The organism is Rhodococcoides corynebacterioides (assembly GCF_019834675.1).
Classification (GTDB): domain Bacteria; phylum Actinomycetota; class Actinomycetes; order Mycobacteriales; family Mycobacteriaceae; genus Rhodococcoides; species Rhodococcoides corynebacterioides_A.
On the sequence record NZ_JABUBU010000021.1, the window covers coordinates 46425 to 56942 of the forward strand.

Here is a 10518-nt window from a genome sequence, read left to right on the forward strand (position 1 = left end):
GACGGTGATGCGCGGGGGTTCCGGAGGGGCCACGACGCCGACACTAACCGTCGGCGCCGACAGCCTCGTCTCGCGCGGACGGCGCGGTGACCGCCCGACGACGCCCTCGACGGTCGTACAGCGCCGCGACCGCCGCGCCGACGACGAGGCCGAGTGCCAGACCGATCAGCGTCATAGTCAGGCCGTGCGCGAACCCGGCCGACCACCGGCCGTCGAAGTACAGGACGGCGCGGACCGCCAGGTAGACCTGGTGCATCGGCTCGAACGTGGCGAGGAATCCGAACAGCCGCGGGGTGGCCTCGATGGGGATGGTGGCGCCCGCCGACGGGAGTCCGAGGATGACGAAGAGGACGAGGTTGATCACCAGCCCCGGGGTGCCGAAGACGGCGACCACGGACATGGCCGTGACACCGACCGCGCTGATCGCGAGGGCGCCGTAGAGCCACAGCAGCAGCGCGTTCGGCGTGGGCATGCCCAGGGCGGCGGCGATGGCGAGGTACAGCGCGGAGACGACGGCGCCGACGGCGACCATGGTCAGCCACTTCGCGACCAGCGTGCGCAGACGGCTCACCGGGACCGCCGGCTTCTGTCGGAAGAACGGTCCGTACTCGAGCGGGAGGTAGCCGATGGCCCCGTCGACGAGTGCGTTGGCGATGGTGGCGCCGGTGAAGCCGGCGAGGACGAGCAGCAGGGCGTAGTAGAACGCGGACAGGCCGAGCCCGGTGCCGCCCGGCAGGGGGTCGTACGGCGCGACGACGACGTCGATGGGCTGCGCGAGGGTGAGTGCGGCGGTGCCGGTCAGGGCGGTTCCCTCGGGCAGACCGGCGGTGACCTGGTCGACGAGCTGCGACCCGACCGTCGAATTCGCCTCGGCGAGCGCACGGTCGGCGACGGTGCTCGCGAGCGTCGACCCGAGCGTGCCGGCGCGGGGGTTGGTGCTGACGGTGACGATCGGCTTCTCGACGTCGCCCGGAACCGCGGCGGCCTCGGCGAGCACGGTGACGCGCTTGGTGAAGTCGCTGGGAATCGTCACGGCGGCGTAGACGTCGCCGTTCGCCAGCATCTCCTGCGCCTGCGCGATGCCGACCACGCGGAGGTCGAACCGATCGGGGTCGAGGCCCTTCTCGATGCCGTCGGCGATGGACGCGCCGAGATTGGCCTGCTGTCCGTTCGGCAGGACGTCGCCCTCGTCGTTCTGCACGAGCGCAAGGGGGAAGTGGTGCAGGTTCTTCTGCGGGTCCGCGACGCCGCCGAGGTAGAGCGCGGCGAGCAGGGACATCAGGAGCGAGACGACGACGACGGGGATCGCCCAGGTGAGGGGTCGGCGGAACGCCGACGGACGCGGTGCGGTCTCGGTGGACATGGCAGGTCCCTCTCGGCGGAGTCGGTGGCGTGTACTCGATGCACTTCTGTATCGAGTGACGGTTCGATACAGTAGTGCATCGAACCTGCGACCGACAAGGACCGACCCCCTGTGAGCACCGAGACAGCCCGGCCGAAACGCAGCCGCGCCGCGACGCGCGAACGCGTGCTGGACGGCGCCCTGGCCGAGTTCGCCGAGCGAGGGTTCGGCCGATCCACCCCGGAACGGATCTGCGAGCGCGCCGGCTTCACCCGCGGCGCCTTCTACTCGAACTTCTCCTCGATGGACGAGGTCTTCCTCGCCCTCTGGCAGCGGCAGGCGAACGCGCTGGTCGAGCGACTCCGCGCGGCGGTGGAGGACGTGCACGTCGACGCGCCCCCCGCGGCCCCCGCGCCGTCGGGGGATCGCGCATTCACGGACACCGTCGCCGACGGCCTCGCCGGGCTCACCGCGGACGTGTCCTGGCACGTCCTCACCGCGGAGTTCTCGGCCTACGCCGCCCGTCGACCGGAGGTCGCCCGCGTCATCGTCGAGCACCGCGCGACCATGCGGCACGCGCTGCTGCCCATGATCGAGCGCGTCCTGGCCGCATTCGGTCGAGAACTTGCCGTCGACGAAGACACCATGGGCCGCAGCGTCGTCGCCGCCTACGACGGGGCCATGGCCCAGGCCATGATCGAACCCGACGACCCCGCGCCGCGACGGCTCGCTCTCGAGCTCGTCGCGGCGGTCATCTGGACTCGATCACGTCCCGTGCGAGATCAGTAGGCCCGCTCGTACTGCGGCGGCGTCGCCGGGGTCATCTCCACGCCGAGTTCCTGCGCCGCCCGACGCGGCCAGTACGGGTCGCGCAGCAGCGCGCGGCCGAGCAGGACGGCGACGGCGTCCCCCGAGGCGACGACGTCCTCGGCCTGCTTGGCCTCGTCGATCAGCCCGACGGCCGCGGCGGGCACGGTGGTCTCGCTCTGGATCCGCCGCGCGAACGGCACCTGATAGCCGGGAGCGACCGGAATGTCGGCCTTGGCGACGTTGCCGCCGGTGGAGACGTCGATCAGGTCGACCCCGTGATCCTGCAGCCGCTCGGTGAGCAGCACCGTCTGGTCGGCGGTCCAGGCGTCGGAGTCGACGCCGCGGTCCTCGCCGGTCCAGTCGGTCGCGCTGACGCGCACGAAGACGGGGCGCTCGGCCGGCCAGACCTCGCGCACGGCGTCGACCACGCGCAGGAGGAATCGGGCCCGGCCGTCGCAGCTGCCGCCGTACTCGTCGGTGCGGAGGTTGCTCGCGGGGGAGAGGAACTGGTGCAGCAGGTACCCGTGCGCGGCGTGGATCTCGACGATCTCGACGCCCGCCCGGAGAGCACGCGTCGCCGCCGCCCGGAAATCGTCGACGACGGTGTCGATGTCCTCGACGGACATCTCCCGCGGCGCCGGGTAGTGCCCGAACGGGACGGCGCTGGGGCCGAGCGTCTCCCAGTGCAGCGGGTTCTCCGCCGGCAGGGGCTTGCCGCCGCGCCACGGGGCGTCGGTGGACGCCTTGCGGCCGGCGTGTGCGAGCTGGACGGCCGGCACGCTGCCGTGCGCGACGATCTCGGCGACCACGTCGGTGAGCGCCCGCTCCTGCTCGTCGGTCCACAGACCCAGGTCCCACGGGCTGATCCGCCCCTCGGGCGACACCGACGTCGCCTCGGTCACGATCAGCCCGGCGCCGCCGACCGCGCGCGAGATCAGATGCGTCCGGTGCCAGGCGTTCATCGCCCCGACCTGCGGCCCGTCCGCGTCGGCCGAGTACTGGCACATCGGCGACATCCAGATGCGGTTGGGGACGGTCAGCTCCCGCAGGGTCAGGGGCTCGAACAGCACGCTCATCGATTCACTCCTCGTCTCGACTCCCTCTCTCGTTCGTGGCCAACCGGCTCGGCGGCGAACTATTCCCGGCGTTTACCCTGGGTTCGTGACCGCTGTCTCTCCCGCATCCGTCTCTCTCGGGGAGGCCGTCCACGCCGCGGCCCGACGCGCCCGGCTCGCGGCGCGCGTCCTCGCGCAGACCACCACGGCGGACAAGGACCGGGCGCTCCACGCCGCGGCCGACGCCCTGCTCGCCGCGGCGGACACCGTGCTCACGGCCAACGCCGAGGACGTCGTGACCGCCGCGGCGGACGGCACCCCGGACTCGGTGCTCGATCGGCTGCGTCTGACGCCCGACCGGATCGACGGCATCGCCTCCGGTCTGCGGCAGGTGGCCGGTCTGCCGGACCCGGTCGGCGTGACCCTGGAGGGCACCACCCTGCCCAACGGACTCGAGACCCGTCGGGTGAGCGTGCCCCTGGGCGTCGTCGGGATGATCTACGAGGCGCGGCCCAACGTCACGGTCGACGCCTTCGGTCTCACGCTGAAGTCCGGCAACGCCGTGCTGCTGCGCGGCTCGTCGTCCGCCGCGCGCACCAACGCGGCGCTGGTCGACGTGCTGCGGGCGTCGCTCGCCGCGGAGGGCCTGCCCGCCGACGCCGTGCAGTTGCTCTCGTCGGAGGACCGCGCGACCGTCACGCACCTCATCCGGGCGCGCGGGCTGGTCGACGTCGTCGTGCCGCGCGGGGGAGCGGGCCTCATCGCCGCCGTCGTGCGGGACGCGACGGTGCCGACCATCGAGACCGGCGTCGGCAACTGCCACGTGTACGTCGACGCCTCGGCGGACCTCGACGTCGCCGAGCGCATCGTCCTCAACGCCAAGACCCGTCGCGTCAGCGTGTGCAACGCCGCCGAGACCGTCCTGATCGACCGCGCGGTCGCCGAGACGGCGGTGCCGCGGCTGACGGCGGCGCTGCAGGCGCACGACGTGCGCGTGCACGGCGATCTGCCCGGCCTGATCCCGGCCACCGACGCGGACTGGGAACAGGAGTACCTCTCGCACGACATCGCGCTCGCCGTGGTGGACGGGGTGGACGGGGCGATCGGGCACATCGACCGCTACGGCACCGGCCACACCGAGGCCATCGTCGCGCGCGACGTCGCGGCCGCCCGGACCTTCACCGCGCGCGTCGACGCCGCCGCCGTCATGGTCAACGCCTCGACCGCCTTCACCGACGGCGAGCAGTTCGGCTTCGGCGCCGAGATCGGCATCTCCACGCAGAAGCTCCACGCCCGCGGCCCGATGGGACTCCGCGAGCTCACCTCGTCCAAGTGGATCGTGTGGGGCGACGGACACGTCCGCCCGGCCTGACCCCGACTCGCCACTCACCCGAAGGCTCCTCGTGACCCCTGCGCTCCAGACCCCCGCCGGTACCGCGAACATCGTCCCCGTCTTCACCGACGTCGACGACGTCGTCGCCCGGCTCGCGACCACCGGCTACCTCGCCGACAAGGCCACGGCCACCGCGGTCTTCCTGGCCGATCGGCTGGGCAAGCCGCTGCTGGTCGAGGGGCCGGCGGGTGTCGGCAAGACCGAGCTGGCGCGGGCCGTCGCGCAGGCCACCGGCGCGGAACTGGTGCGGCTGCAGTGCTACGAGGGCGTCGACGAGGCCCGCGCGCTCTACGAGTGGAACCACGCCAAGCAGATCCTGCGCATCCAGGCCGACCAGGGCTCGGGCTGGGACGCCACGCGGCACGACGTGTTCTCCGAGGAGTTCCTGCTGCCGCGGCCGCTGCTGACCGCGATCCGCCGCAGCGACCCGACGGTCCTGCTGATCGACGAGACCGACAAGGCGGACGTCGAGATCGAGGGTCTGCTGCTCGAGGTGCTCAGCGACTTCGCCGTCACCGTTCCCGAGCTCGGCACCGTCACCGCGACCCGCCGGCCGTTCACCGTCCTCACCTCCAACGCGACCCGCGAGCTCACCGAGGCGCTCAAGCGCCGGTGCCTGTTCCTCCACCTCGACTTCCCGGACGCCGCACTCGAACGCCGCATCCTGGCGAGCCGCGTCCCCGAGCTGCCCGACGCGATGGCCGAGCAGATCGTCCGCATCGTCCAGGTGCTCCGGGACATGCAGCTGCAGAAGGTGCCGTCGGTTGCCGAGACCATCGACTGGGGTCGGACGTTGCTCGCGCTGGGCGCCGACTCGGTCGACGACGCCGTCGTGAAGTCGACGTTGGGCGTGGTGCTCAAGCACCGCTCCGACACCGAGCGGGCCGTCGCCGAACTGCGCCTGGGCTGATGACGGCCGCCGCCGACGTCGCCGGGATTCCGGCGCACCTGGTCGGCTTCGTCGAGGCCCTGCGCCGCCGCGGCATCGCGGTCGGCCCGTCCGAGACGGTCGACGCCGGCGCCGTGCTCTCGGTGCTCGATCTGCTCGACCGCGAGGCCGTCCGCGAAGGACTGGCCTGCTCCCTGGTGCGGCGGCCGTCGCACCGGCCGGCGTTCGACGCCCTCTTCGACCTGTGGTTCCCCGCCGCGATCGGGGCCCGCACGGCCGACGAGGACGCCGTCGTCACGCCGCCGCGACGCGACGACGGCAGCGTCGACCTCGACGCCCTCAAGCACGTGCTGGCCGACCTGCTCGCGGACGGGTCCGACGAGGCGATGGCCGAGGTGCGACGCCTGGTCGGCGACGTCGTCGAGACGTACGGTAAGTACTCGACCGCACGCGGCGACTCGTTCTCCGAGTACCAGACGCTCCGCGAGGTCGCCCCGGACACGCTGCTCGCCCGCATAGTCGAAGGGCTTCGCGGCCGCAGCCGCGACCCCGGCGCACCCACGTCCGGCGACTTCGAGAGCGAACTCGTCCGCCGCACCGCCGCCGTGCGGGTCGCGGAGTTCCGATCGATGATCGAGAAGGAGGTCCGACGCCGGACGGCCGAGGTGCTCGGCCGGGAGCGGGTGGCGTCGTACGGCGTACCCCGCGCCGCCGAGGACGTCGACTTCCTCCGCGCGTCGGAAGCGGAACTCGCCGCGTTGCGACGCCAGATGGTCCCGCTCGCCCGCATCCTCGCCGGACGGCTGGCCGTGCGTCGTCGCCGGTCCCGCGCCGGGTCGATCGACCTGCGACGCACGCTGCGACGGTCCATGTCGACCGGTGGGGTGCCGGTGACGCTGGTGACCAAGGCGCCGCGCCGCGCCCGGCCCGACCTGGTCGTCCTCTGCGACGTGTCCGGGTCCGTCGCCGGTTTCAGTCAGTTCACGTTGTCGCTGGTGCACACGCTGCGGGAGCAGTTCTCGCGCGTCCGGGTGTTCGCGTTCGTCGACACCGTCGACGAGGTCACCCGGTTCTTCTCCGGGCCGGCCTCGGCGGGGGTGACCGACGCGGTGAGCCGCATGATCGCCGAGGCCGACCTCGTCTCCTACGACGGGCATTCCGACTACGGGCACTCGTTCGAGTCGTTCGCGATGCGACATCTGTCCGTCGTGACGCCGCGGTCGTCGCTGCTCGTCCTGGGCGACGCGCGCACCAACTTCCGGGACCCTCGGGTCGAGTCCCTCGCCCGTGCGGTCGCCGTCGCCCGGCACGCGCACTGGCTCAACCCGGAGCCGCGGGCCCAGTGGGGGACGGGCGATTCGGCGGCCGAGGTCTACCGCCGGGTGATCCCCATGCACGAGTGCCGGTCGGCGTCGCAGTTGGCGGACGTGGTCGGACGCCTGCTCCCGGCCACGTAGAGTCGACGCTCGTGCACCCAGCGCCGAACCCGTCGGACGGGCCGTCCGCATCCGAGCCGCGGCGGCTCGGCGTCATGGGCGGCACGTTCGATCCGATCCACCACGGCCACCTCGTGGCGGCCAGTGAAGTGGCGGATCGGTTCGACCTCGACGAGGTGATCTTCGTGCCCACGGGTCGGCCGTGGCAGAAGAACGACCGCAGCGTGAGTCCGCCGGAGGACCGGTATCTCATGACCGTCGTCGCCACGGCGTCGAACCCGCGGTTCTCCGTCAGCCGCGTCGACATCGACCGCGGCAAACCGACGTACACCGTCGACACGCTGCGCGACCTCGCGCGTCAGCACCCCGGGGACGAGCTCTACTTCATCACCGGGGCCGACGCGCTGGGCAGCATTCTCGGCTGGCAGGACTGGCAGGAACTGTTCGGCCTCGCGCGCTTCGTCGGGGTGTCCCGGCCGGGCTACGAACTCGAGGCGGACCACCTGGCGGACTACCTCGCCCGCCTGCCGCGCGACGTGCTCACGCTCGTCGAGATCCCCGCCCTCGCCATCTCGTCGACGGAGTGCCGTCGGCGGTCCGGAGAGGGGCGACCCGTCTGGTACCTCGTGCCCGACGGTGTCGTGCAATACATCTCCAAACGCAACCTCTATCGCTCGGCGGGGGCCGCGGAACGAGACACCGTCTCCGAACCGGCCGCACCGTCGTCCACCGAACACCCGGGAGTTCCGCAGTGAGTGCCACATCCGACGCCGTCGCGATCGCGACCGTCGCCGCCCGCGCCGCCGACGACAAGTTGGCCGCCGACGTCATGGTCATCGACGTCTCCGAGCAGCTCGTCATCACCGACTGCTTCGTCATCGCCTCCGCACCCAACGAGCGCCAGGTCAACGCGATCGTCGAGAACATCGAGGAGAAGCTGCGTGAGGCCGGTCATCAGCCGGTGCGTCGCGAGGGCACCCGCGAGGGCCGCTGGGCGCTGCTCGACTACGTCGACGTCGTCGTCCACGTCCTCCACAACGACGAGCGCCACTTCTACGCCCTCGAGCGGCTGTGGAAGGACTGCCCCGTCCTCGAGATCGAGGGCGTCCGCGCCGAGGAGCGCACCACCTACGGCAGCGACGAGGGCCACGACGAGCCGAACGGAAGCGCCCCGACGGCGTGAGTGCTCCGCTTCCGGTGCGTCGGCTGGTGCTGCTCCGGCACGGCCAGACCGAGTACAACGCGACCGGGCGCATGCAGGGTCACCTCGACACCGACCTCACCGACCTGGGACGCCGGCAGGCCGACCTCGCGGCGCGGGAACTGGCGACCCTGCGCCCGCATCGCATCGTCACCTCCGATCTGCGCCGCGCGCACGACACCGCCCGCGCCCTGGGCACGCACGCCGCCGTGTCGGTCGAGACCGACGCGCGGCTGCGCGAGACGCATCTCGGGGATTGGCAAGGGCTCTCGCACACCGACATCGACGCGTCGGCCCCCGGTATCCGGGAGACCTGGCGCAGCGACTCCGAGTTCCGGCCGCCCGGCGGTGAATCGCGCCTCGACGTCGCTGCCCGCGCCCGCCCGCTCGTCGACGAGTTGCTGACCGACGCGGCGTGGACCGCCGACCCGGTGGTGCTCGTCGCGCACGGCGGCACCATCGCGGCGCTGACGGCGTCGTTGCTCGCGCTGCCGGTGGAGTCGTGGCCCGTGCTCGGTGGGCTCGGCAACGCGAGCTGGGTTCAGTTGTCGCGCTACCACTCCGAGCCGCCCTGGCGCCTGGACATCTGGAACGCCACCGCGGCCGTCGCCGGGGACGTGTTGTGACCGACCGGCCCGTGTTGCTGGTCCTGGCCGACTCGCTCTCGTACTACGGGCCCGAGGGCGGGTTGCCCGCCGACCATCCGCGCATCTGGCCGTCGCTGGCCGGGCGCGAGCTGGGGTGGGACGTCGAGTTGGTCGCCCGCATCGGCTGGACCTGCCGCGACGCGTGGTGGGCCCTGACGCAGGACCCGCGCGTCTGGGCGGCGATTCCGCGTGCCGCGGCGCTGGTGGTGGGGACCGGTGGAATGGACTCGTTGCCCTCGCCGCTGCCGACCGCCCTGCGCGAACAGATCCGCTACGTCCGCCCGCCGGCGTTGCGTCGTGCGGTGCGCGCCGGATACGGGTGGGCGCAACCCCGGCTGTCGCGGCTCGGGCGTCCGGTGGCGCTGCCGCCCGCGCTGTCCGTCGACTACCTCGAGCAGATCCGCAGTGCGACGGCCGCGGTGCGGCCGGACCTGCCGATGGTGGCGACCCTGCCGTCCGTCCACGAGTGCGACGCCTACGGTCGGGTGCACGTGGGCCGGGAACCCGCCGTGCGCGCGACCACCGCGTGGGCTCGCTCGACGGGTGTTTCCCTGGTGGATCTCAAGGCCGCGGTGATCGACGACTTCCGCGCCGGGACCACCAATCCCGATGGCATCCACTGGGGTTGGGCGTCGCACGAGCGGGTCGCGGAGGCGATGGTGCGAGTGTTGCGCGGGTCTTGAGCGGTTCCTGAGTCGTTCATCCCCAGCGCTCGGGTTATCCCCGGGTCGGCGTCGTCGAGGCCGTCGCGTCGGGGGTGGACCCTACCGTCGCGGGCATGACCTCACCCGAGCCGGACGCGGACCTCGACGCACCCCCGGCCCGTCCGGCCCCGCGGCCGCGATCGGTGCGCCTGGACCTCGGCTCCCGGGGCCTGCGGGTGCTGATCGTGGTGAGCGCCGTCCTGGTCCTCGGAACGGCCGGGCTGCTGATGCGCGAGGCGCCGGAGGTGGTGGCCGTGCCGCCGCTTCCGCCGGTGGCGGGACCGGCCATGGAGGCAAGTCCGTCCGCCGAGCCCGACCCGCCCGCGTCGATGGTCGTCAGCGTGGTCGGCGCCGTGATGCGGCCCGGACTGGTCACCGTGCCGGCCGGCTCCCGCGTGGCCGACGCCGTGGCCGCGGCCGGGGGACATCGGCCCGAGGCCGACATGCTCACCCTGAACTGGGCCAGGCCCGTCGCCGACGGGGAGCAGGTGGTGGTGGGGGTCGGCGGTGCGGCGCCGGTCGGTGGGGTGCTGACCGCGGGCGGGACACCGGCGGGCGGGACGCCTCCGGCGGGCGGGACGCCGACGGCAGTGGGCGCCGGTGCCACCGCGCCGGGACGGATCTCGCTGAACTCCGCCACCGAGGCCGAACTCGACGGGCTGCCGGGCGTCGGGCCGGTCACCGCGGCCGCGATCGTCGCGTGGCGGGAGGAGAACGGGCCGTTCGCGAGCGTGGACCAGCTGGCCGAGGTGACCGGCATCGGGCCCGCACGGTTGCAGAAGCTGACGGACCTGGTGGTGCCGTGACGGACGACCCCGGCGGGGCCGACGACGCTGCGGAACAGCAGGATTCGACCGTTCCGGACCTGCGCCTGGTGCCGTCGGCGGTGGGGGCGTGGATCGCGTGCGGACTCGGAGTGGCGTCGGGGGCGTCCGCCGCGGTGGTCCTGGCGGTCGCGTTCGTGACGATGGCCGCCGGGTGCGGTCTGTGGAGCGCCGCCACGGGCTCCCGGCGGCAGGTCGTCACGGTGGCGCGGGCCGC

Annotated in this window: 11 protein-coding genes and 1 pseudogene; 10 read left to right on the plus strand and 2 right to left on the minus strand. The window is 72.8% G+C overall.

Annotated features, from left to right (window positions below):
- Positions 1-43: 43 nt before the first annotated feature.
- The gene (locus HQ603_RS16020; protein ID WP_222685766.1) at positions 44-1363 is read right to left on the minus strand and encodes a DUF3533 domain-containing protein; all 1320 of its coding nucleotides are present in this window, start codon (positions 1361-1363) and stop codon (positions 44-46) included.
- 111 nt (positions 1364-1474) lie between these two features.
- Here HQ603_RS16020 and HQ603_RS16025 point away from each other — a divergent pair, with 111 nt between their 5' ends.
- Positions 1475-2131 carry a TetR/AcrR family transcriptional regulator gene (locus HQ603_RS16025; protein ID WP_222685768.1) on the plus strand — a complete coding sequence of 219 codons (657 nt, stop codon included), beginning with the start codon at positions 1475-1477 and terminating at the stop codon, positions 2129-2131.
- Here the strand turns inward: HQ603_RS16025 and HQ603_RS16030 are convergent.
- Positions 2125-3228, minus strand: coding sequence for an NADH:flavin oxidoreductase/NADH oxidase (locus HQ603_RS16030; RefSeq protein WP_222685770.1), 1104 nt, complete (start codon positions 3226-3228; stop codon positions 2125-2127). The genes HQ603_RS16025 and HQ603_RS16030 overlap by 7 nt on opposite strands.
- 85 nt (positions 3229-3313) lie before the next feature.
- Here HQ603_RS16030 and HQ603_RS16035 point away from each other — a divergent pair, with 85 nt between their 5' ends.
- The 9 genes and pseudogenes from HQ603_RS16035 to HQ603_RS16075 all read left to right on the plus strand — a co-directional run.
- The gene (locus HQ603_RS16035; RefSeq protein ID WP_308126571.1) at positions 3314-4579 is read left to right on the plus strand and encodes a glutamate-5-semialdehyde dehydrogenase; all 1266 of its coding nucleotides are present in this window, start codon (positions 3314-3316) and stop codon (positions 4577-4579) included.
- A gap of 31 nt (positions 4580-4610) precedes the next feature.
- Positions 4611-5510 (plus strand): AAA family ATPase, encoded by a 900-nt coding sequence (locus HQ603_RS16040; protein ID WP_308126572.1) that lies wholly within the window; start codon positions 4611-4613, stop codon positions 5508-5510.
- Entirely contained in the window at positions 5510-6946 is a 1437-nt protein-coding gene (locus HQ603_RS16045) for a vWA domain-containing protein (RefSeq protein ID WP_222685774.1), read from the plus strand. Before HQ603_RS16040 ends, HQ603_RS16045 begins: the two co-directional genes overlap by 1 nt.
- Positions 6947-6957: 11 nt before the next feature.
- Positions 6958-7680 carry a nicotinate-nucleotide adenylyltransferase gene (gene nadD, locus HQ603_RS16050; RefSeq protein WP_308126573.1) on the plus strand — a complete coding sequence of 241 codons (723 nt, stop codon included), beginning with the start codon at positions 6958-6960 and terminating at the stop codon, positions 7678-7680.
- Entirely contained in the window at positions 7677-8108 is a 432-nt protein-coding gene (rsfS, locus tag HQ603_RS16055; RefSeq protein ID WP_222685776.1) for a ribosome silencing factor, read from the plus strand. The genes nadD and rsfS overlap by 4 nt, the downstream gene beginning before the upstream one ends.
- Complete coding sequence (locus HQ603_RS16060) at positions 8105-8752, plus strand: histidine phosphatase family protein (protein WP_222685778.1); 648 nt, start codon at positions 8105-8107, stop codon at positions 8750-8752. The genes rsfS and HQ603_RS16060 overlap by 4 nt, the downstream gene beginning before the upstream one ends.
- Positions 8749-9456, plus strand: a complete 708-nt coding sequence (gene octT, locus HQ603_RS16065) for a diglucosylglycerate octanoyltransferase (RefSeq protein ID WP_222685779.1) — start codon at positions 8749-8751, stop codon at positions 9454-9456. The genes HQ603_RS16060 and octT overlap by 4 nt, the downstream gene beginning before the upstream one ends.
- Before the next feature lie 95 nt (positions 9457-9551).
- Positions 9552-10283: a ComEA family DNA-binding protein gene (locus HQ603_RS16070; protein WP_222685781.1), complete on the plus strand. Its 732-nt coding sequence runs from the start codon at positions 9552-9554 to the stop codon at positions 10281-10283.
- Positions 10280-10518, plus strand: a pseudogene (locus tag HQ603_RS16075) (hypothetical protein); the annotation flags it as partial. The gene HQ603_RS16070 and the pseudogene HQ603_RS16075, both read left to right, overlap by 4 nt.